The 20,032-nt window shown below is 74.5% G+C and carries 20 protein-coding genes and 2 pseudogenes; 15 read left to right on the top strand and 7 right to left on the bottom strand.

Annotation, left to right across the window (positions count from 1 at the left end; all coding sequences use genetic code 11):
* Positions 1 to 33 precede the first annotated feature (33 nt).
* The 8 genes and pseudogenes from JD77_RS09330 to JD77_RS09295 all read left to right on the top strand — a co-directional run bounded on the left by JD77_RS09330 (position 34) and on the right by JD77_RS09295 (position 6,558).
* Entirely contained in the window at positions 34 to 885 is an 852-nt protein-coding gene (locus JD77_RS09330; protein WP_145773922.1) for a hypothetical protein, read from the top strand.
* Positions 882 to 2,080 (top strand): annotated as a pseudogene (gene fahA, locus JD77_RS09325) (fumarylacetoacetase). Before JD77_RS09330 ends, fahA begins: the two are co-directional and overlap by 4 nt.
* 62 nt (positions 2,081 to 2,142) lie before the next feature.
* Positions 2,143 to 2,340 carry a DUF397 domain-containing protein gene (locus JD77_RS09320; protein ID WP_145773921.1) on the top strand — a complete coding sequence of 66 codons (198 nt, stop codon included), beginning with the start codon at positions 2,143 to 2,145 and terminating at the stop codon, positions 2,338 to 2,340.
* 82 nt (positions 2,341 to 2,422) lie between these two features.
* Complete coding sequence (locus JD77_RS09315) at positions 2,423 to 2,905, top strand: SRPBCC family protein (RefSeq protein ID WP_145773920.1); 483 nt, start codon at positions 2,423 to 2,425, stop codon at positions 2,903 to 2,905.
* 75 nt (positions 2,906 to 2,980) lie between these two features.
* Complete coding sequence (locus JD77_RS09310; protein WP_145773919.1) at positions 2,981 to 4,234, top strand: outer membrane protein assembly factor BamB family protein; 1,254 nt, start codon at positions 2,981 to 2,983, stop codon at positions 4,232 to 4,234.
* Between the two features lie 114 nt (positions 4,235 to 4,348).
* Complete coding sequence (locus JD77_RS09305; RefSeq protein WP_145773918.1) at positions 4,349 to 4,816, top strand: hypothetical protein; 468 nt, start codon at positions 4,349 to 4,351, stop codon at positions 4,814 to 4,816.
* Positions 4,817 to 4,876: 60 nt separating this feature from the next.
* Positions 4,877 to 5,416, top strand: coding sequence for a hypothetical protein (locus tag JD77_RS09300; RefSeq protein WP_145773917.1), 540 nt, complete (start codon positions 4,877 to 4,879; stop codon positions 5,414 to 5,416).
* Positions 5,417 to 5,856: 440 nt separating this feature from the next.
* The gene (locus JD77_RS09295; protein ID WP_145773916.1) at positions 5,857 to 6,558 is read left to right on the top strand and encodes a COG1361 family protein; all 702 of its coding nucleotides are present in this window, start codon (positions 5,857 to 5,859) and stop codon (positions 6,556 to 6,558) included.
* A 55-nt stretch (positions 6,559 to 6,613) separates the two neighbouring features.
* Here JD77_RS09295 and hisC read toward each other — a convergent pair whose 3' ends face one another.
* The 4 genes and pseudogenes from hisC to hppD all read right to left on the bottom strand — a co-directional run bounded on the left by hisC (position 6,614) and on the right by hppD (position 10,605).
* Positions 6,614 to 7,717, bottom strand: a complete 1,104-nt coding sequence (gene hisC, locus JD77_RS09290) for a histidinol-phosphate transaminase (RefSeq protein ID WP_145773915.1) — start codon at positions 7,715 to 7,717, stop codon at positions 6,614 to 6,616.
* A pseudogene (locus tag JD77_RS09285) lies at positions 7,714 to 8,696 on the bottom strand (RDD family protein). Before JD77_RS09285 ends, hisC begins: the two are co-directional and overlap by 4 nt.
* The gene (locus JD77_RS09280; RefSeq protein ID WP_145773914.1) at positions 8,693 to 9,388 is read right to left on the bottom strand and encodes an RDD family protein; all 696 of its coding nucleotides are present in this window, start codon (positions 9,386 to 9,388) and stop codon (positions 8,693 to 8,695) included. The pseudogene JD77_RS09285 and the gene JD77_RS09280 overlap by 4 nt, the downstream one beginning before the upstream one ends.
* An 11-nt stretch (positions 9,389 to 9,399) precedes the next feature.
* The gene (hppD, locus tag JD77_RS09275) at positions 9,400 to 10,605 is read right to left on the bottom strand and encodes a 4-hydroxyphenylpyruvate dioxygenase (protein WP_145773913.1); all 1,206 of its coding nucleotides are present in this window, start codon (positions 10,603 to 10,605) and stop codon (positions 9,400 to 9,402) included.
* A gap of 138 nt (positions 10,606 to 10,743) precedes the next feature.
* Between hppD and JD77_RS09270 the strand changes: the two genes are divergently transcribed.
* The 3 genes from JD77_RS09270 (at position 10,744) to JD77_RS09260 (ending at position 14,584) form a co-directional block, all read left to right on the top strand.
* Positions 10,744 to 11,232 carry an Lrp/AsnC family transcriptional regulator gene (locus JD77_RS09270; RefSeq protein ID WP_145773912.1) on the top strand — a complete coding sequence of 163 codons (489 nt, stop codon included), beginning with the start codon at positions 10,744 to 10,746 and terminating at the stop codon, positions 11,230 to 11,232.
* A gap of 118 nt (positions 11,233 to 11,350) precedes the next feature.
* Positions 11,351 to 12,811 carry an outer membrane protein assembly factor BamB family protein gene (locus JD77_RS09265; RefSeq protein ID WP_387228747.1) on the top strand — a complete coding sequence of 487 codons (1,461 nt, stop codon included), beginning with the start codon at positions 11,351 to 11,353 and terminating at the stop codon, positions 12,809 to 12,811.
* A 105-nt stretch (positions 12,812 to 12,916) separates the two neighbouring features.
* Complete coding sequence (locus tag JD77_RS09260) at positions 12,917 to 14,584, top strand: fumarate hydratase (RefSeq protein WP_145773911.1); 1,668 nt, start codon at positions 12,917 to 12,919, stop codon at positions 14,582 to 14,584.
* Positions 14,585 to 14,656: 72 nt separating this feature from the next.
* Here the strand turns inward: JD77_RS09260 and JD77_RS09255 are convergent, their stop codons facing one another.
* Positions 14,657 to 15,004: a hypothetical protein gene (locus JD77_RS09255; RefSeq protein WP_145773910.1), complete on the bottom strand. Its 348-nt coding sequence runs from the start codon at positions 15,002 to 15,004 to the stop codon at positions 14,657 to 14,659.
* A 17-nt stretch (positions 15,005 to 15,021) separates the two neighbouring features.
* Here JD77_RS09255 and JD77_RS09250 point away from each other — a divergent pair, with 17 nt between their 5' ends.
* A complete protein-coding gene (locus JD77_RS09250) occupies positions 15,022 to 15,357 on the top strand; it encodes a hypothetical protein (RefSeq protein ID WP_145773909.1) in 336 nt (111 codons plus the stop codon).
* Positions 15,358 to 15,446: 89 nt separating this feature from the next.
* On the opposite strand, the gene JD77_RS09245 is transcribed toward JD77_RS09250, so the two are convergent.
* Positions 15,447 to 15,941, bottom strand: a complete 495-nt coding sequence (locus JD77_RS09245) for a hypothetical protein (protein ID WP_145773908.1) — start codon at positions 15,939 to 15,941, stop codon at positions 15,447 to 15,449.
* 119 nt (positions 15,942 to 16,060) lie between these two features.
* On the opposite strand from JD77_RS09245, the gene JD77_RS09240 reads away from it, so the two are divergent.
* On the top strand, positions 16,061 to 17,470 hold the full coding sequence (locus JD77_RS09240; RefSeq protein WP_211372520.1) for a class II fumarate hydratase: 1,410 nt from the start codon (positions 16,061 to 16,063) through the stop codon (positions 17,468 to 17,470).
* Positions 17,471 to 17,595: 125 nt separating this feature from the next.
* Entirely contained in the window at positions 17,596 to 18,204 is a 609-nt protein-coding gene (locus JD77_RS09235; RefSeq protein WP_246140583.1) for a GNAT family N-acetyltransferase, read from the top strand.
* 25 nt (positions 18,205 to 18,229) lie between these two features.
* On the opposite strand, the gene JD77_RS09230 is transcribed toward JD77_RS09235, so the two are convergent.
* On the bottom strand, positions 18,230 to 18,775 hold the full coding sequence (locus JD77_RS09230; RefSeq protein WP_145773905.1) for a CGNR zinc finger domain-containing protein: 546 nt from the start codon (positions 18,773 to 18,775) through the stop codon (positions 18,230 to 18,232).
* A 78-nt stretch (positions 18,776 to 18,853) separates the two neighbouring features.
* Here JD77_RS09230 and JD77_RS09225 point away from each other — a divergent pair, with 78 nt between their 5' ends.
* A complete protein-coding gene (locus JD77_RS09225) occupies positions 18,854 to 19,828 on the top strand; it encodes an EamA family transporter (RefSeq protein ID WP_145773904.1) in 975 nt (324 codons plus the stop codon).
* The last annotated feature ends 204 nt before the right edge of the window (positions 19,829 to 20,032 follow it).

The raw sequence follows: 20,032 nt of genomic DNA, 5'->3' as shown, positions 1-20,032 counted from the left end.
CGTTCCTTGTAGCGTCCCGTAAGTTCTTGTTCCGTGTCAACGCAGGTGCCCCGCCTCCTCGCCGGCCTCGTCGACGACGCCGCCGTCTTCCCGCCCGGCAGCGCGACGCTGCCCGACGCGGTCGCCGCGCACCGCCGGCACCGCGGCTCCTGGTACGCCGACCTGGTCGGGCCGCTGCTCGTCCCCGCCTCGGCGCTGCCCGCCCTCGCCGGACTGCTCGGCGCCGACGAGCGGATCGCCGTCGGGGTGGTCGCCGACATCCCGCTGGACCGGCTCTACGAGGTGCGCGCCGGGGCCGACCCCCGGATCGACATTCGGCAGGTCGAGGTGGCCGTGGCCAAGCGCGGCGAGGATCCGCAGCCCGGCCTGGCCGCGCTGGTCGCCTTCGCCCGCTCCACCGGCCTGCGGGCGTACGCCGAGGTGCCGCTCGCGTTCGGGCTGATGGGGGCGCTGGACGCGCTCGCCGCCGCCCGCGCCGCCGGCGTGCCGATCGCCGCCAAGTTCCGCACCGGGGGGCTGGCCGCCGAGCTGTTCCCGACCCCGGTCGAGCTGGCCGCCGTGATCAGCGCCTGCCGGGACCGGGAGCTGCCGTTCAAGCTGACCGCCGGGCTGCACCACGCCGTCCGGCACCTGGAGCCGGAGACCGGCTTCACCCACCACGGCTTCGGCAACGTGCTCGTCGCCACGCTCACCGCCGTCGACGGCGCCGAGGTGGACGAGGTGGCGACCATGCTCGCCGCGACCGACCCGGCGCGGCTGGTCGAGCGGGCGCGGGCGGCCCGGGACGCCGTCCGCCCACTCTGGGTCGGGTTCGGCTCGTGCAGCATCGTGGAACCACTGACCGATCTGATCCGGCTTGGGCTGGTGAACGGGGGCGAGGAATGACCTGGGTGACGGGTGCCGACGGGTCGGCGTACGGGGTGCGCAACCTGCCGTACGGGGTGTTCCGGTCCGGCGGCGGCGAACCCCGGATCGGGGTGCGGATCGGCGAGTTCGTGCTGGACCTGGCCGGCGCCGAGGCGGCGGAGCTGGTGCTGGCCGGGGCGCGCTGCGCCGGCCCACCCTCAACGCGTTCATGGCGCTGGGCCGCCCGCAGTGGACCGCCGTCCGGCGGCGGGTCACCGAGCTACTCACCGACGAGGCGCACCGGCCCGCGGTGGAGCCGCTGCTGGTGCCGCTGACCGACGCCGCGCTGCTGCTGCCGTTCGAGGTCGCCGACTACGTCGACTTCTACTCCTCCGAGCACCACGCGACGAACGTCGGGCAGATCTTCCGCCCCGGCCAGCCGCCCCTGCTGCCGAACTGGAAGCACCTGCCGATCGGCTACCACGGCCGCGCCGGCACGGTGGTGGTCTCCGGCACGCCGGTCGTCCGCCCCATCGGGCAGCGGGCCACCCCGCAGGGGCCGGTCTGCGGCCCGTCCGTACGCCTCGACATCGAGGCCGAGGTCGGCTTCGTCGTCGGAGTGCCGAGCGCGCTGGGCGGCCGGGTCCCGGTGGCCGACTTCGCCGACCATGTCTTCGGGGTGGTGCTGGTCAACGACTGGTCCGCCCGGGACATCCAGGCCTGGGAGTACCAGCCGCTCGGCCCGTTCCTCGGCAAGTCGTTCGCCACCTCGGTGTCGGCCTGGGTGACGCCCCTGGACGCCCTCGCCGACGCGTTCGTGCCCGCGCCCCACCAGGACCCGCCGGTCGCGGAGTACCTGCACGACGTGCCGCACCTGGGGCTGGACCTGCGGCTGGCCGTGGAGTGGAACGGTGAGCGGGTCAGCGAGCCGCCGTTCGCCACCATGTACTGGACACCTGCCCAGCAGTTGGCCCACCTCACCGTCAACGGCGCGTCCCTGCGCACCGGCGACCTGTACGCCTCCGGCACCGTCTCCGGCCCCGAGCGTGGCCAGGTCGGCTCGTTCCTGGAGCTGACCTGGGGCGGCGCCGAGCCGGTCAAGGTCGGCGGCGGCGAGACCCGCACGTTCCTGGAGGACGGCGACACCGTCACCATCACCGCCACCGCGCCCGGACCGGACGGCACCACCATCGCCCTGGGCGAGGTCACCGGCACCATCCGTCCGGCCCGCTGACCTCGGCCGGAGCCTCCCCGCAACCCGGACCGCGGTCGCACCCGCTGTGCGACCGGGGTCGGGTGCAGCCGCGTCGACCGTCCCGGGTCCCGTCGCCGCACCGCGCGCGGCGGGCGTCCGCCGGCGACGCCGCGGCGCCGCGGGTCGCCCTGGGGAACGTACGCGACTCCAAGGACCCGTCCGGCCCGGCGCTGGCCGTGCGCCCCGCGGGCTGGACGGCCTTCGTCGAGGCGGTCCGGGTCGGGGGGTTCCGGGCCTGACCCGGGCCGGCCCGCCGCCGGCGAAAAATGGGGTCCCGCAGCGCCCTCACCTTCCGTACCGTGAGGGACACGGGAGGTGCTCATGGCGACGGTCGCGGTCACCCAGATCATCGAGGCGCCGGCCGTCGAGCTCTGGCGGCTGCTGGTCGACCTGCCGGTCCGCGTCGACTGGCTCTCCACGGTCCGCGGGGTCGAGCTGCTCGCGGCGGGCCGGCTCGCCCCCGGCACCGCGTGGCGGGAGACCCGCATCCGGCCCGACGGGGCCGCCCACGCGGAGGAGTTCGTCGTGGTGGAGGCCGTCCCGGCCCGGCGGCTGGTGCTCAGCTCGCCCGGCGTCGGCGTGGACTACCGGACGACCTGGACCCTGCGCCCGGTGCGACGGCGCGGTCGGGCGTGCACCGCCGTGACCGTGCGGCAGGAGGCGCTGCCCACCGCCCCCTACGGCCGGGTCCTCGCCCTGCTCTTCGGCGGCCTGGCCGCCCGCGCGGTCGAGGGCGCGTTCCGCCGCGACCTCGCCGACCTCGCCCGCGCCGTCCGGCCCCCGGCTGCCGCGGCGGCGGCCTGAGCCACCGGGCCGGGCGCGCGACCTGACAGGGGCCACCGGGGTCTGTCTCGGTAGGGTGCCGGACGGAGGTGCGGCATGGGGTTCCCGAAGGGGCGGCGCGGGGTCGCGGCGGTGGTCGCGGCGCTGCTCGGCGTCGGGGCGGTCGCGGTCGTCGTGCACCGGGTGCTGGCTCCCGCCGAGGTCGAGACGGTCGCCCGGGCCGGCTATCCGTCGGCGGTCAACCCGGCCGGCGGGGTGGTGGGCCGGCTGCCGGTGGCCCCGCTGATCGTGGACGGCCGGCTCCGCGTCTACACGGCCGCCCGCCAGGTGTACGCCGACCAGCCCGCCGACGGCCGCTACCGCACCAGCCCGTACTGGTCGTACCGGCGCTGGCCGGCCCGGTTGAGCGGGGTGGTGGCCGAGGGCACCACCGTCGTCAGCCACTGGTCGGACGGGAAGCTGGTGGCGCTGGACGCGCGTACCGGACGGGTCGCCTGGCGGGCCGACGGCCCGGCGCCCGTCGACCACCCGGCCGCCCGGCGCACCGGGGCCGGGACCGTCTGGGACCCGCCGGGGCTCTTCCTCGCCCGGTCCGCCGACGGCCGGGCGGTGCTGGTGGTCTCCGGGCGGCGCGGGGTGCGTGGCTTCGCGTTGGCGGACGGCCGGCAGCTCTGGTCGGCCGGTGTGGACGACCGGTGCCGCGCCGACGTGGGCACCACGGCGGCCGGGCAGTTCGTGGCGGTCGACCGCTGCGCCGGCCAGCCCGCCGTCGAGTACCGCGACGTGTCGACCGGCACGCCGACGGCCCGCTGGCAGCCCCCGGGCGGCACCGCGGAGCTGTCCGCCACCCTGGTCGGCTGCGTGAGCCACCGCTCCCGGTGCCGGGGCCTGCGCGCCGCCGGCCCGGCCGACGCGCCGGCCCGGGGTTGGCTCGTCGGCGCGGGCCCGCCCGTCGCCGCGCCGGGCCTCGACGGGGCCGGGTCCGAGCTGGCCGGCGAGCGGGTCGTCGGGGTGACCGAAGGGGTGCTGACCGCGCGGTCCGTCCGGACCGGCGAGGAGCTGTGGCGCAGGGGCGATCTCGGGCCGGTCCGGATCCTGGCCGCCCAGCCCGGCCGGGTGCACCTGCTCACCGACGGGAACGACCTGGTCACCCTCGACCCGGCGACCGGTGCGCAGCGCTCCCGCTTCCCGCTCACGGTGGGCCGGGACGGGCTGGGCTGGGCGCCCGGCCTCGCGTACGCGGCGGACGGCTACGTGGCGGTGGAGCGGCTCCGCGAGCCGGTCGACCCGGACGCGGACGACCAGCGCTACTTCCTCATGTCCGAACCGGTGGTGCTGGCGGCCACCTGAGCCGCGCACACTTTCGACAAAACGGACATTGGCCCCTATAGTCTCACCCGTGCGTGTGCTTCCGGCCGTGCTCGGTCCTCTGCTGCTCCTCGGTGGCGCGCCCCGCTGGACGGGGTGGCCGGCCGTCCGGCCACGGTGCTGGCCCGGACCGAGGGGGTGAACATCACCGTGCCGGCGTCCGTCAGCCTCGGCTCCGCCTTCACCGGGGGTGTCCTCAACGGGAGTCTCGGCACGGTCACGGTGGAGGACTTCCGCGGGCCGGTCAATCCCAACACCTGGGTCACCACCGTCACCGCGACCGCCTTCGTCACCGGCGCGGGGGGTGCGGGTCGCACCATCGCGAACGGTCAGGTGTCGTACTGGTCCGGGCAGGCGGTGCGGAGCACGGGAGGCGGCACCCTCGTGCCGGGGCAGCCCACCTCGGCGCAGGCGGTCCCCCTCGACGCCGCCCGGGTGGCGTTCAGCAAGACCGCGGGGAACGGGAACAACACCGTGAGCTGGGCTCCCACCCTGCGGATCGCCGTCCCGTCCGGCATCGTCGCGGGCACCTACCGGGGCACCATCACCCACTCCGTCGCCTAAAGGGATGATTTGGGCCTTTTGCCTGATTCGAGGGAGGAATGTGTTTCTAGGGTCGTGGTCATGAGGAAGCCACTTCTTGCCCTGGTCGCCGGAGCCGCCGTGCTCGCCGTGGCGTCGCCCGCAGCCGCCGCGCCCTCCGGCGACACCGTCGTCACCTTCACCGTCTCCACCGCGAACCTGGACATCAGCGTCCCCGCGTCGGTCAACCTCGGGGCCAACTTCTCCGGCTCGACGGACAGCGGTCAACTCGGCAACGTCACGGTCACCGACAGCCGGGCGGCGTTGTCGGCCACCTGGGTCACCACCGTGAGCAGCACGTCGTTCACCACCGGCGGCGGCACGGGGCCCGAGACGATCCTGCCGAACCTGGTGTCGTACTGGTCGGGCCCGGCCGTCGCCACCACCGGCACCGGTACCTTCGTGCCGGGCCAGCCCACCGCCGGCAGCGCCGTGACGCTCAACGTCCCCCGGACCGCCTTCTCCAAGACATCCGGCAGCGGCAACAACACCGCGACGTGGAACCCGACCCTGATCGTCACGATCCCGGCCGGCGCGGTCGGCGGCACGTACACGGGGGTGATCACCCATTCGGTGGCGTGACCGGGCCCTCGCCCGCGCCCTGGCCGCGACCGTGGTGGTCGCGGCCGGGGTGCCGGCGCCTGCCGATCCCGCGCGGGCGGCCGGCCCCGCGCCGGCCGCTCTCGGCGCGGTGGCTCCCGGCCCCGCACCGGCGGCCGGCCTCGCCCTGCCCGCGCGGTCCGACGTCACAGAGATCCGCCGGGACGGGAAGCGGCCCACGCCCGCCCCGAGCGGGACGCCGAGCGCCCAGCCGAGCGGCCCGGCCGCCACGGTCGGCGTTCGGCTGCTCGACGCCCCGCTGGACCGCAGGGACGACAGCCGGGCGCACAAGTACGTCGTCGACCACGTCCACCCGGGTACGACGATCAAGCGGCGCATCGTGGTCAAGAACGCCTCGGAGATCCGCCGGAGGATCGCCGTGTACGCGGCGGCGGCCGAGGTGACCGGGGACGGCTTCACCTTTGCCCCCCGGGCGCACGGAGAACGAGCTGAGCAGCTGGATCCGCGTCGACCGCGCCGAGGTGGAGCCGGCGCCGGACGAGGAGGCGGTGCTCCCGGTGACGATCGCCGTGCCGGAGCGGGCCTCCGCGGGCGAGCGGTACGCGGTCGTCTGGGCGGAGATGGCCGGCGTCGACGGGCAGAGCGTGCGCCAGGTCGGCCGCGCCGGCGTCCGGGTCTACCTGTCGGTCGGGCCGGGCGGCGAGCCGCCGTCGAGCTTCGACATCGGGCCGCTCGGCGGCAGCCGGGACGCCGACGGCTCCCCGGTGGTCAGCGCCGAGGTGCGCAACACCGGGCGGCGCGCCCTGGACCTGGCCGGCGAGCTGTGGCTCTCCGACGGGCCCGGCGGGCTGTCGGTCGGGCCGGTGCGGGCCGAGGCGAGCACGCTCGCCCCGGGCGACGCCACCACCGTGCGGGTGCCGCTGGACCGCCGGCTGCCCGACGGCCCCTGGGCGGCGAAGCTCGACCTGGCCAGCGGCTGGACGAAGCGCAGCACCTCCGGCACGGTCACCTTCGGCGGGGCGCCGGTCGTCGCCGGCGGGGCGGACCCGTCGTCCCAGGCGCTCACCGGGGGGTTCGTCGCGTCCGGCCTGGTGCTGGCCCTGTTCGGCGCGTACGCGTACCGCCGGCGCACCCGGCTCCGGGCCGCCATGCCGGCGGCGTGAGGGCCGTCGAGAGGGGCCCCTTCGCAACGCCAGGCGTCAGGAAGAGGCCCCCCTCTCATGCCAGGGCGGACTCGGCGGCGGCGAGGAAGGCGTCGTTCTCGGCCGGCGTGCCGATGGTGACCCGGACGCCGTCTCCGGGGAACGGCCGCACGATCACGCCGCGCGCCTCGCACGCCCGGCCGAACTCGACGGCCCGCTCGCCCAGCGGCAGCCAGACGAAGTTCGCCTGGCTGGACGGCACGTCCGGGACGAGCTTGCGCAGCGCGTCCGTGACCCGGTCCCGCTCGGCGACCACCAGCGCGCAGCGGCGCTGCACCTCGTCGGCCTGCGCCAGCGCGGCGAGCGCCCCGGCCTGGGCGGCCATGCTGGTGGAGAACGGGGTGACCACCTTGCGCACGGCGGCGGCCACCTCGGGGGCGGCGACCAGCCAGCCGATCCGCAGGCCCGCCAGCCCCCACGCCTTGGACAGGGTGCGCAGCACGGCGACGTTCGGCCGGTCGGAGTAGGTCAGGCCGTCCGGCACCTCCGGGTCGGTGACGAACTCCCGGTACGCCTCGTCGATCACCACCAGGACGTCGTCCGGCACCGTGTCGAGGAAGCGGTCCAGCTCCGCCCGGCGCAGCGCCGTGCCGGTCGGGTTGTTCGGGTTGCAGACCAGGATCATCCGGGTCCGGTCGGTCACGGCGGCGGCCATCGCCGCGAGGTCGTGCCCGTGCCCGGCGTCGTTGGGCACCCGCACGCTGGTCGCGCCACTGGTCGCCGCGATGATCGGGTACGCCTCGAAGGAGCGCCACGAGTAGAGCAGCTCGTCGCCGGGCAGGCACGTCGCCCGGACCAGGTGCTCGGCCAGCGCCACGGACCCGCAGCCCGTGGCGATCCGGCCGGCGTCGACGCCGTACCGCTCGGCGAGCGCCTCCCGGAGCGCGACCACGCCCATGTCGGGGTAGCGGTGCGACGCGGTGACGGCCTCGGCGACCGCCTCCACCACCCCGGGCAGCGGGCCGTACGGCACCTCGTTGCTGGCCAGCTTGATCGCCTCGGGCAGCCCCAGCTCGCGGGCCAGGTCCGCCGGGCTGCGCCCGGGGACGTAGTTCGGCAGGGCGTCGAGGTCGGCGCGGGTCAGCCGCAGCGGCGGCTCGTGGCGTCCGGTGTCGGTCATGGGGTGTCTCCCGGAGGGTTGGCGGGGTCGTGCGGGGTGGCGGTGCCGGTGCCGGCACCGGGAGCGTGGGGGAGCCGCACCACGACCGTCTGCGCGCGCTTGTCGTGCAGCGCCTGGCGCAGCGGCTGGTCGAACAGCGGCGACGCCGCGTCCACGAGCTGGAGCAGCAGGCCGAGGCCACAGCAGTACCAGAGCAGGGTGGGCAGGCCCAGGGTGCTCCACCGGCGTAGCGCCCGGCCGAAGCCGAGCGGCTGGTCGGCCTCCACCGGCACGGCCCGGATGCCCATCAGCCGCTTGCCGAGGGTCTGCCCGTTGCCCGCCATCGCCGGCACCTCGTACGCGAACCAGAGCGCGGTGGCGATGAGCAGGATGGCGACCTGGAGGCCGCCGGCCTGCTCGCCGGGCTGGGGCAGCCCCTCGGTGGACGGGTTGTTGGCGAGCCCCCGGCGGAACACCTCGCGGAAGTACGGCGTGAACTCCTCCACGTACCGCCAGACGAACCAGCCGTTGACCACCACGTTGAGCAGGAACACGACGCCGAGATCGATCAGTCGGGCGACCAGCCGGGCGCCGTAGCCGGCCAGCGGCAGCCCGTGCGGGCGCGGCTGCGGCGGGCGCACCGGCCAGGTGGGGTACGGCCAGCCGGGCGGCGGCCCCTGCGGGTGGCCGTACCCGGGCGGCGGCCCCTGCTGCCCGTACCCGGCCGGCGGCCCGTACCCGGGGCCGGGGTGCGCGCCGGGGCCGGGCGGAGGGCCCGGCTGCGGGCCGGGGAACGGGCCGGCCGGCGGGGCGGGGCGGTGGGCTGCCCCGCCGGGGCGGCCGGGCTGACCACCGGGGGTGGAGGAGGCTCGACCGGGGGTGGCCCCTCCGGCGGGGTGGCGTCGACCGGGATCGGCGCGCCGATCCAGCCCTCACCGTCCCAGTACCGCCTGGTCTCCGGGTCGGCGGGGTCGACGTACCAGCCTGGCTGCACACTCACGGAGCAACCTTAACGACGACGGTGCGGGCGAACTTGTCGTGGAGGCACTGCTGCCAGGGCTTGTCCCACAGTTGCCAGAGCCCGTCGACGTAGCTGAAGCCGGGAATGAACGATCCGCCGACCTGGTGGGCGAGCCAGCGCTTGGCGGCGGCCTTCCGCCCGAGCGGCAGGGCCGGGTCGAGGGGCACCACGCGGAGCTTCATCATCCGCTTGCCCACCGTCTGGCCGGTCTTGAACATCATCTCCACGTGGAAGACGTAGGTGACGCCGAGGGTGAACAGGAAGATCCCGGCCTCCAACGCGAGCAACGGGAGCAGGAAGTCCCCGAAGAGGTCCGGCGTGATGTATCTGCCGTCCGCCGCGCTCGCGGTCAGGCCGCTCATCATCCACAGGGTGAAGGCGAACGCCGCCGGCAGAACGACGACCATGGAGACCGCCACGATGATCGCGGCGTCGACGAGCAGCGCCAACAACCGGTCGGCGAAGCTCGCCAGCGGCTGGCCGTTCGGCGCGAGCGGCGGAGGGACCCACCCGGGGTGCGGCGGGTACCCGGGCGGGGGCGAGGGGTGGGCCGGCGTCCCGGCGTACGGCGAGGGGGCGTGCTGCGCGGGCACGGCGTGCCGCAGGGGGGTGGGGCCGGCGGGCGGCTGCCCACCGGCCGGCGGCGTCGGGTACGTCGGAGGGTGCGTCACGCCCGACAGTGTTACAGGTTTCCGCGCTTGTCCTGCTCGCGCTCGATGGCCTCGAACAGGGCCTTGAAGTTGCCCTTGCCGAAGCCGAGCGAGCCGTGCCGCTCGATCAGCTCGAAGAAGACCGTCGGGCGGTCCTGCACCGGCTTGGTGAAGATCTGGAGCAGGTAGCCGTCCTCGTCCCGGTCGACCAGGATCTTGCGGGACTTCAGCTCCTCGATCGGCACCCGCACGTTGCCGATCCGGGCGCGCAGCTCCGGGTCGTCGTAGTACGAGTCCGGGGTGTCCAGGAACTCGACGCCGGCGGCCCGCATCGCGTCGACGCTGGCCAGGATGTCGTTGGTCGCCACGGCGATGTGCTGGGCGCCCGGGCCCTGGTAGAACTCCAGGTACTCGTCGATCTGCGACTTCTTGCGGGCGATCGCCGGCTCGTTGAGCGGGAACTTCACCCGGCGGGTGCCGTTCGCGACGACCTTGCTCATCAGGGCCGAGTAGTCGGTGGCGATGTCGTCGCCGATGAACTCCGCCATGTTGGTGAAGCCCATGACCCGCTTGTAGAACTCCACCCACTCGTCCATCCGGCCGAGCTCGACGTTGCCGACGACGTGGTCGACCGCCTGGAAGAAGCGCTTGGGCTGGAGGCCGGCGTCGATCATCGGCTGCCGGTCCACGATCGGGCCGCGGGCGACGAAGCCGGGCAGGAACGGGCCCGGGTAGCGGGAGCGGTCGACCAGGGTGTGCCGGGTGTCGCCGTACGTGGCGATGGCCGCCACCCGGACGGTGCCGTGCCCGTCGGTGACGTCGTGCGGCTGGACCAGGCCGGTCGCGCCCTGCGCGGTGGCGTGCGCGTACGCCGCGTCGACGTCGGGCACCTCCAGCGCGATGTCGGAGACACCGTCGCTGTGCTTCGTGACGTGTTCGGCGCCCGGGGCGTCGGGGCGGACCGCGCCGGTCAGCACGAACCGGGTCGAACCGCTGGTCAGCACGTACTCGGCGTGGTCGCGGTAGCCCTGCTCGGGCCCCCGGTACGCCACGCAGGTCATGCCGAACGCGGTGGAGTAGTAGTGCGCCGCCTGCTTGGCGTTGCCGACCAGGAAACGGATGTGGTCGAGGCCCCTGACGGGGAACGGGTCGCGGCTGATGTCGTGGTCGACGGCACCGACGAGCCGGTCGACGTCGACGTCCTCGGTCGACTGGGGTCGGTCGATCGCCTGGGTCACGGTGGCCTCCCTTGCGTACCGGCCGGCCGCGCGGGCCGCCGTGGGTTGCTGATGTGGCGAGAATCGCCGCCCCCGGCGGGTTGGGCAACAGTTGGCCTGTTTGCTGGTCAGGTTGCGCATTCGGTACCGTGCCCACCCATGAATGCCGTACAAACTGTACAGCTCGATGACCTTGATGCACGACTCCTCACGTTGCTCGCCGAGGAGCCTCGGATCGGGGTGCTGGAGTGCTCGCGGCGGCTCGGGGTGGCCCGCGGCACCGTCCAGGCCCGGCTCGACAAGCTCGTCGACCGGGGCGTGATCGCCGGGTTCGGGCCGGACGTCTCGCCCGCCGCGATCGGCTTCGGGGTGACCAGCTTCGTCACGCTGGAGATCAGCCAGCGGCACGGTCACGACCAGGTCACCCGGCACCTCGCGGCGATCCCGGAGGTGCTGGAGGCGCATACCATCACCGGCTCCAGCGATCTGCTCTGCCGCATCGTGGCCCGCTCGAACACCGACCTGCAGCGGGTGATCGACCAGATCGTCTCGTACGAGGGCATCCGCCGGGCCTCGACGATCATCGCCCTCGCCGAGCAGATCCCGTACCGCGTCCTGCCTCTGGCCCGCTCCGCCGCCACCGGCTGAGCAAGGCCCTTCCCGACGCCTCCGGTGGCGCAGCGACCCCTATCAACACGACGCCGCGCGGAGAAAGCGCCGCGACACGGCCGCCGGGGCGCCCGGGACGCTGGTGATCGTCGTTACCGTGTCCCGTGTGAACCGGAGGGGCTTCGGCGTGCGTGGCTGGCTGCTGCTCGGCCTCGTCACGGTGATCGTCCTCGCGGCCGCCGGAGTGTGGAACCCGTGGCCCGGCATCTGGGACCGGGTCAACCGGAGCACGCCCATCTCCGAGCCGGACGTGGTCTGGCAGCAGCGGATCGGCGGCACCCCGAAGAGCGTCACCATCGCCGGCAACACGGTCATCGTCGAGCAGCGCACCCGGGTGGAGGCGCGCAGCCTCGCCACCGGCGTACAGCTCTGGGACCGCAAGGCCGACTGGTCCGCCGTGGCCGGCGGCGACGGCGACCCGGTCGTCGCCGTGGGCAAGCTCCTGAGCAAGGGGTACGAGCTGCTCGACCCCGCCACCGGGGCGGTGCGCCGCCGCGACGACGACGCGGTGGGCGTCTGGACGTACCGGAACCTGCTGCTCGACGCCCGCTGCGTCGCGGCGACCGACTGCACCCTGCGCGCCTGGGATCCGCGCGGCACGTCGCCGCGGTGGACGGCGTTCCTGCCCGGCGTCAGCACCGGCCTCTTCGCCGACAACCCGGGCCTGCTCGGCACCCGCCGGCTCACCGCCTCCCGGATCGACGGCGGCGCGGCCGGCCCCGAGTCGGTGCCCCCGCTGCTCGGCTTCCCCGTGGACGGCCGGGTGCACGTCGTGGACACGGCGACCGGCCGGGTGCTCCAGGACGTCGAGCCGGGCCGGGACGAGCGCCTGGCGGTCGTCGGCGGCCGGATGCTGCGCATCCGGGCGGTGTCCGAGGACGGCGCGTGCCAGTTCACCCTCACTGCCCACGACCCGACCAACGGCAGGCAGGTGTGGCGGCGCACCGGGATCAACCTGCGCACCGCCGACAGCGCCGGCTGCGCACAGCGGGAGGACCCGCAGGGCGCGCGGAACGTGCTCGTCGGCGTCGGGTCGAACGGCCGGGAGGCGGTGCTCGACGGGTACGACGGCCGGCTGCTCCAGGTCAACGCCGAGGGCGAACGGCTGATCGCGGTCGACGACCGGTACGCGCTGGTCCGGTCCGCCGACCGGCGCTCGATCCTGGCCCGGGAGCTCGGCGCCGACCGGACCCGGTGGACCCGCCCCGCCGGCGGGAAGAGCGGCGCGGCGCTCACCCCGTACGCGGCGGTGCTGACCGACGAGAAGCCGAACCGGCTGGTGGCGCTGGACCCGCGTACCGGAAGGGAGCTGGTGGTGCTGCGGACCTCGGCGAACGCCCTGGCCGTCGGCCCCGCGGGCATGATCATCGGAGAGGGCCGCGAGATCGGGTACGTCCGCTTCGGCGCGGGAGCGGCCGGGCCGGCGCAACCGCCGGCCGGCGACTCCGGCGCCCCTGGTGGCCCCGGCCCGGGCAGCACCGGCGGCGCCCCGGACGACGACGGCGGCGCGTGCGGGCCGAAGCGGGAGCTGTGCCCGGAGCGGGGCAAGGACGGCTGAGCCCCGGTGCGGCACGCGTGGCGGGCGCGGTGGGGTGAGAGCGTGGTCCCACGACGCGCCCGGTGGGTGCCAACGATCGACCGGCCTGCCCTAGGCTTTCCGCTCATGAGCAGTGCCGCCGCGTTCTCCTACGCCCCCTTGCTGCCGACCGGCCCGGACCAGACCGAGTATCGGCTGATCACCGACGAGGGCGTCGACGTCGTCAACGGCCCGGGGGGTCGCCGGTTCCTCACGGTGGAGCCGGCCGCACTGACCGCGCTGACCGCCGAGGCGATGCACGACATCGCCCACTTCCTCCGCCCGGCCCACCTGGCCCAGCTCCGGGCGATCATCGACGACCCGGCGGCCTCGCCGAACGACCGGTTCGTCGCCCTCGACCTGCTGCGCAACGCGAACATCGCGGCCGGCGGGGTGCTGCCGATGTGCCAGGACACCGGCACCGCCATCGTGATGGGCAAGCGCGGGCGGCACGTGCTGACCGACGGCGGCGACGCCGAGGCGATCTCGCGCGGCGTCTGGCAGGCGTACACGCGGCTGAACCTGCGATACTCGCAGCTCGCCCCGCTGACCATGTGGGAGGAGCGGAACACCGGCAGCAACCTGCCCGCGCAGGTGGAGATCTACGCCGAGGACCCGGACGGGCACCCGGACGCGTACAAGTTCCTCTTCATGGCCAAGGGCGGCGGCTCGGCGAACAAGTCGTACCTCTACCAGGAGACCAAGGCGCTGCTGAACCCGACGCGGATGATGCAGTTCCTGGAGGAGAAGCTGCGGCTGATCGGCACGTCGGCCTGCCCGCCATACCACCTGGCCATCGTCATCGGCGGCACCTCGGCCGAGTACGCGCTGAAGACCGCCAAGTACGCCTCCGCCAAGTACCTGGACGCGCTGCCCACCTCCGGCTCGATGACCGCCCACGGCTTCCGGGACCTGGAGCTGGAGGCCGAGGTGCTGGAGCTGACCCGCGACTTCGGCATCGGGGCGCAGTTCGGCGGCCGTTACTTTTGCCACGACGTGCGGGTGGTCCGGCTGCCCCGGCACGGCGCGTCCTGCCCGGTGGCGATCGCCGTCTCCTGCTCGGCGGACCGGCAGGCGGTTGCGAAGATCACCCCGTCGGGCGTGTGGCTGGAACGCCTCGAAACCGACCCGGCGCGGTACCTGCCCGACGTCACCGAGGCGCAGCTCGACGCGTCCGAGGTCGTCCGGGTCGACCTGAACCGGCCGATGGACGAGATCCGCGCCGAGCTGTCCAAGTACCCGGTGAAGACCCGGCTGTCCCTGACCGGCCCGCTGGTCGTGGCCCGGGACATCGCCCACGCCAAAATCGCCGAGCGGCTGGACGCGGGCGAGCCGATGCCGCAGTACCTGCGCGACCACGCCGTCTACTACGCCGGCCCGGCGAAGACCCCCGAGGGGTACGCCTCCGGCTCGTTCGGCCCCACCACCGCCGGCCGGATGGACGCCTACGTGGAGAAGTTCCAGGCCGCCGGCGGCTCGATGGTGATGCTGGCCAAGGGCAACCGGTCGGCCCAGGTCACCCGCGCCTGCCAGCAGTACGGCGGCTTCTACCTCGGCTCCATCGGTGGCCCCGCCGCGCGGCTGGCCCAGGACTGCATCAAGCACGTCGAGGTCCTGGAATACCCGGAGCTGGGCATGGAGGCGGTCTGGAAGATCGAGGTGGAGGACTTCCCGGCCTTCATCGTCGTCGACGACAAGGGCAACGACTTCTTCGCCGAGGTCACCAAGCCGGTGCTCACCGTCGGCCGCCGCTGAGACGCGACGGCGGGCCGGCCGGAGGTGCGGCCCCGGCCGGCCCGCCGCTCAGTCGTGCGTCCCGGTGACCTGTCAGGCGGCCCGGGCGGCGAGGTACGTGCCGCTGAAGGTCTCCGACACCGTCCCGTCGCCGGTCCGCGAGTAGACGGTGACCCGGTGCAGCCCCGCGGTCGTCGGCGTGTAGGTCACCGCCGCCGCGCCGTCGGCGCCCGCCGCGACCGTCTGCGCGGGACGGCCGTCGAACGAGTAGACGTGCTCCGTCACCCCGGGCATCCCCGGCCCGAAGACGAACGTGCCGGGCGTGCCGGCGGGCACCTGGGTCGAGGTGACCGTGACGGTGGCCGTGCCGTCGGCCGCCGCCGCCACGGTCTGCTCCGGCCCGCCGTTCAGCCGGTACGTGTACTCGACCACGTTCTCCATCCGAGGGGAGAAGGTCAGTGTCCGCGGCTCGCCGTACCCGGCGGTCGCCGTCGACCAGCGAGCCGTCGGGGAACCGGTACGAGAAGACCGTGGGAGCCGCCTCCTTCGAGGACGTCGACTCGGTCCGTTCGGTGGGCCGGTCGACGGGCCACCAGGCGAAGGTGGCCGCCACCAGTTCCGCCGACGCCGGGTCCGCGTCCGGGTCCGTGAGCCAGGTGGAGAGGGTCGGCGTGGCGGTGGAGATCGCCTGCCCGTCCGTGCACGGGCGGCTCTCGATGCTCACGCTGGCAGGCACGTCGGGGGCGGCGTTGGTCAGCAGCGAGACGCCGAACGTCGAGAGCCGCCGCCCGTAGTGCTTGCTCTCCTCGTGGTCGCCCTCGATCCGGGCCATCAGGGTGAGCGAGTCCCGCCCCGTCGGCGACCGCCTGCCGTACGACGTCGGTCACCGCCAGCTCCAGGCGTCCGGCCGAGCAGGGCGCCGCCGGCCCGAGGTTCCCGAGCTTCTCGCGCAACGCGGGTGCACTGTTCCAGGCGGGGTCGCGGCGGGCGGGTCCGTACGCCACAGCTCCAACTCGCGCGGCTTGTCGCAGTCGGCGACCGCGCCCTCGGCGGCCAAGAACTCGGCGCTGATGACCTGCCTGCCTCGGTAGGGCGTCAGGTCGAACGTGAAGTAGGCCCGGAGGGTCGTCTTCACCCCGTCCGCCTCCCACGTCCCGACCGGGACGTCCGTGGCGGCGGGGAAGGCGACGTTTGGCTGCCTGGCATCCGCGTAGCTCACGCTGCTCGGCGGCACCCACCGCACCGGACCGGCCGCGGCGGGCGACGCGGCGACGGCGAGCGCCCCCGCGGTGGTCAGCAGGGCGGCGAGGCCCGTGGCCAGGACGCGGCGTGGCGCGGGCGTGCGCCGGCCGCGGTTACCCCCGTTTGTGTACGTCAAGTTCTGATTCCTCCGGTCCGGTGGTCAAGAGTTCTGCGATCTTAACTTTCTCGACCTTTGCGTTCGTCGATTTTTCGGCGTCCCGCGATCATCTGCGGGCCGGCCGCGGGCGGGGCAGGATGGTACGCGTGACGACTCCAGAGGCGACGGGCTACCGGATCGAACGCGACTCGATGGGCGAGGTGGAGGTGCCCGCCGAGGCGCTGTGGCGGGCGCAGAGCCAGCGCGCGGTGCAGAACTTCCCGATCTCGGGTCGAGGGATCGAGCCGGCGCAGATCAAGGCCCTCGCCCAGATCAAGGGCGCGGCGGCGCTGGTCAACGGCGAGCTGGGCGTGATCGACGCGGACGTCGCCGCCGCGATCGCCGCCGCCGCCGCGCACGTGGCCGCCGGCGGTTACGACGACCAGTTCCCGATCGACGTCTTCCAGACCGGCTCGGGCACCTCGTCCAACATGAACGCCAACGAGGTGATCGCGACGCTGGCCAGCCGTGAGCTGGGCCGGGACGTGCACCCGAACGACGACGTCAACGCCTCGCAGTCCAGCAACGACGTCTTCCCGTCCTCGATCCACCTGGCCGCGACGCAGTTCGTGGTGGAGGACCTGATCCCCTCCCTGAAGCACCTGGCCGGGGCGCTGGAGGAAAAGTCGGCCGAGTTCGAGACTGTGGTCAAGGCGGGACGTACCCACCTCATGGACGCCACGCCGGTCACCCTCGGCCAGGAGTTCGGCGGGTACGCCGCCCAGGTCCGCTACGGCGTCGAGCGGCTGGAGGCGACCCTGCCCCGGCTGGCCGAGCTGCCGTTGGGCGGGACGGCCGTGGGCACCGGCATCAACACCCCGATCGGCTTCGCCGCGGCGGTCATCGCCCGACTGCGCGAGTCCACCGGGCTGCCGCTGACCGAGGCGCGCAACCACTTCGAGGCGCAGGGCGCCCGGGACGCGCTGGTGGAGGCCTCCGGGCAGCTGCGCACCATCGCGGTCGGCCTGTACAAGATCGCCAACGACATTCGCTGGATGGGCTCCGGCCCCCGGGCAGGCCTGCGCGAGCTGCGCATCCCCGACCTCCAGCCCGGCTCGTCGATCATGCCCGGCAAGGTGAACCCGGTCGTCGCCGAGGCCGTCCGGCAGGTCTGCGCCCAGGTCGTCGGCAACGACGCGGCGGTCGGCTTCGCCGGGTCGCAGGGTGACTTCGAGCTGAACGTCATGCTCCCGGTGATGGCCCGCAACCTGCTGGAGTCGATCAAGCTGCTGGCCGCGTCGAGCCGCCTGCTCGCCGACCGCTGCGTGGCCGGCCTGGTCGCGAACGCGGACGTCTGCCTGGCGTACGCCGAGGGCTCGCCGTCGATCGTCACCCCCCTCAACCGTTACCTCGGGTACGACGAGGCCGCCTCGATCGCGAAGGAGGCGCTGGCCAGGGAGGCGGCGATCCGGGACGTGGTGATCGAGCGGGGCCACGTCGCGAACGGCAAGCTCAGCGCCGATCAGCTGGACGAGGCGCTCGACCTGCTCCGGATGACCCACCCCTGACCGAGCCGGAGAGGGCGTGTCCGGCACCTGGCCCGACGTGCGTAGGGCCCGGAACGTCTCCGCCGGCCGCTGCCGGTGCCGATAACCGCTCGACCGCCAGGCCGGGCGCCAGGATGATCCACGCCGTGGCTGACATCGTAGGCACCGCCGGCCCCGGCGCCGGTGCGACCGTGCTGCTGGAGACCGACCGGCTGCGGCTGCGCCGGTTCGCCCCGACGGACGCCGACGCCCTGGTCGAGCTCGACTCGGACCCGGCGGTCATGCGGTTCCTGACCGGCGGCCGGCCGACCCCGGCCGAGGCGGTCCGGGACGAGGTGCTGCCCCGGCTGCTGAGCGGCTACGACCGCCACCCCGGGCTGGGCCGCTGGGCGGCCGTCGACCGGGCGGGCGGGGACTTCGTCGGCTGGTTCGCCCTCGACGCGCCGGCCGACGGCGACGGTACGCAGGCCGAGCTGGGCTACCGGCTGCGCCGGGCGGCGTGGGGCAGGGGCCTGGCCACGGAGGGCTCGGTGGCGCTGGTCCGGTACGCGTTCGCCACCCTCGGCCTGCGGCGGGTCTGGGCGGAGACGATGGCGGCCAACGCCGCGTCCCGCCGGGTGATGGAGAAGGCGGGCCTACGGAATGTGCGCACGTTCCATCTCGACTGGGACGACCCGATCCCGGGCACGGAGCACGGTGAGGTCGAGTACGAGCTCCTGCGCGCGGAGTGGAGGGCCGGCGACCCGGGCCGGTAGAGCGGGCGTTGTCGCCGGTGCCCGGTCAGGAGCGCGCGGCGGCCTTGCGGGCGCGGTAGGCGGTGACGGCGGCACGGTTGCCGCAGCCGGTGTCGCAGAACCGCCGGGACCGGTTCTTCGACAGGTCGACCAGCACGTTGTCACAGTGCGGGTGGGCGCAGCGGCGCAGTCGGCTCAGCTCGCCGCTGCGTACGAGGTCGGCCAGGGCCATCGCGGCCTCGACCGCCATCCGGGTGGCCAGCGGCGCGTCCCTCGGCACGGCGTGCAGATGGTACGGCTCGTCGTCGTGCCGGATCAGTTGCGGCAGCGCCCCGGCCTCGTGGAGCAGGGCGTTGACGATGGTCACGATCTCGTCGGTGTCGGCGTACCAGACCCGGCGCAGCCGGGGCCGCAGTTCCCGGACGGACCGCAGCTCCGCCTCGGTCTGCTCGTGCCGGCCGGTCCAGCCCTGCGCGGTGACGAACGCGTCCAGGGCGGCCACGTCCGGCAGCCCGTCTCCCTGGGCGCTCGCGGTGTTGACGAGGGCGGCGGCCGCGATCAGCCCGCACTCGGTGTCATGAGCGAAGAGCAACTTGACTCCTGTCACTCGGCCGGCCTAGCGTCATCAGCATAAGGATACTTTGCTTGTGACGTACCCCGAGGAGAGCCGATGCGTCCACGACCCGCCGCCGGCGCAGGTCTCGGCCTGGCGTTGCTGTCGGCCGTCACGTTCGCCACCTCGGGCACCTTCGCCCGGTCGCTGATCGAGGCGGGCTGGTCGGCGGAGGCCGCCGTCGTCGCCCGCGTCGGCATCGCCGCCCTGGTGCTCGCGCTGCCGGCGGTGCTCGCCGTGCGCGGCCGGATGGGCGTGCTGCGCCGCAACCTCCTCCCGATCGGGGTCTTCGGGCTGCTCGGCGTCGCCGCGGCGCAGGCGTGCTTCTTCAACGCCGTCCGCTACCTTCCCGTCGGGGTGGCGCTGCTGCTGGAGTACCTGGGCATCGTCCTGGTGGTCGGCTGGACGTGGCTGGTCCACGGCCAGCGACCGCGCCGGCTCACCGTGGCCGGCTCGGCGGCGGCCCTCGCCGGGCTCGCCCTCGTGCTGGACCTGACCGGCGCCGGCCGCCTCGACCCGGTCGGAGTGCTCTGGGGGCTGGGCGCCGCCGTCGGCCTGGCCGGATACTTCGTGATCGCCGGCCGGCTCGACGACGGACTACCCTCGGTGACAATGGCCAGCGCCGGCATGGCCGTCGGCGCGGCCGTCCTGCTCCTGCTCGGCCTGGTCGGGGTGCTGCCGCTGCGGGCCGCCTTCGGCGACGTCACCTTCGCCGGGCAGCGCACCAGCTGGCTGGTCCCCATCGCCGGCCTGGCGCTGGTCGCCGCCGTGGTCGCGTACCTGACGGGCATCGCCGGCGCCCGGATCCTCGGCGCCCGACTGTCGTCGTTCGTCGGGCTGGCCGAGGTGATGTTCGCGGTGCTGATCGCCTGGCTCGTGCTGGGCGAGCTGCCGGCCGTCGTGCAACTGCTCGGCGGGGCGCTGATCGTCGCGGGGGTCGCCGTGGTCCGCCTCGACGAGTTGCGCGCGGCGCGGACCGCCGGCCGGCTCGCCGAGCGCCCAGCCGAGCCCGCGCTCGCCGCTGACCGCTGACGGTCCCCTGCCCCGCCCCGCCCCGCCAGCGCGCCGCCCGCCCCGCCCGCGCGCCGCCCGCCCCGCCCGCGCGCCGCCCCGCCCGGCCCGCGCGCCGCCGCGCCGCCCGCCCGCCCGCCCGCCCCGCCAGCCCCGCCCGCCCGCCCCGCCCGCCCCGCACGCCCCGCCTGAGAGACCGTCGGGTAACCGGGTGACTACGTGGCG

This window comes from Micromonospora olivasterospora (assembly GCF_007830265.1).
In the GTDB taxonomy this organism is placed as follows: domain Bacteria; phylum Actinomycetota; class Actinomycetes; order Mycobacteriales; family Micromonosporaceae; genus Micromonospora; species Micromonospora olivasterospora.
This window is presented reverse-complemented; position numbering and strand designations above follow the sequence as displayed.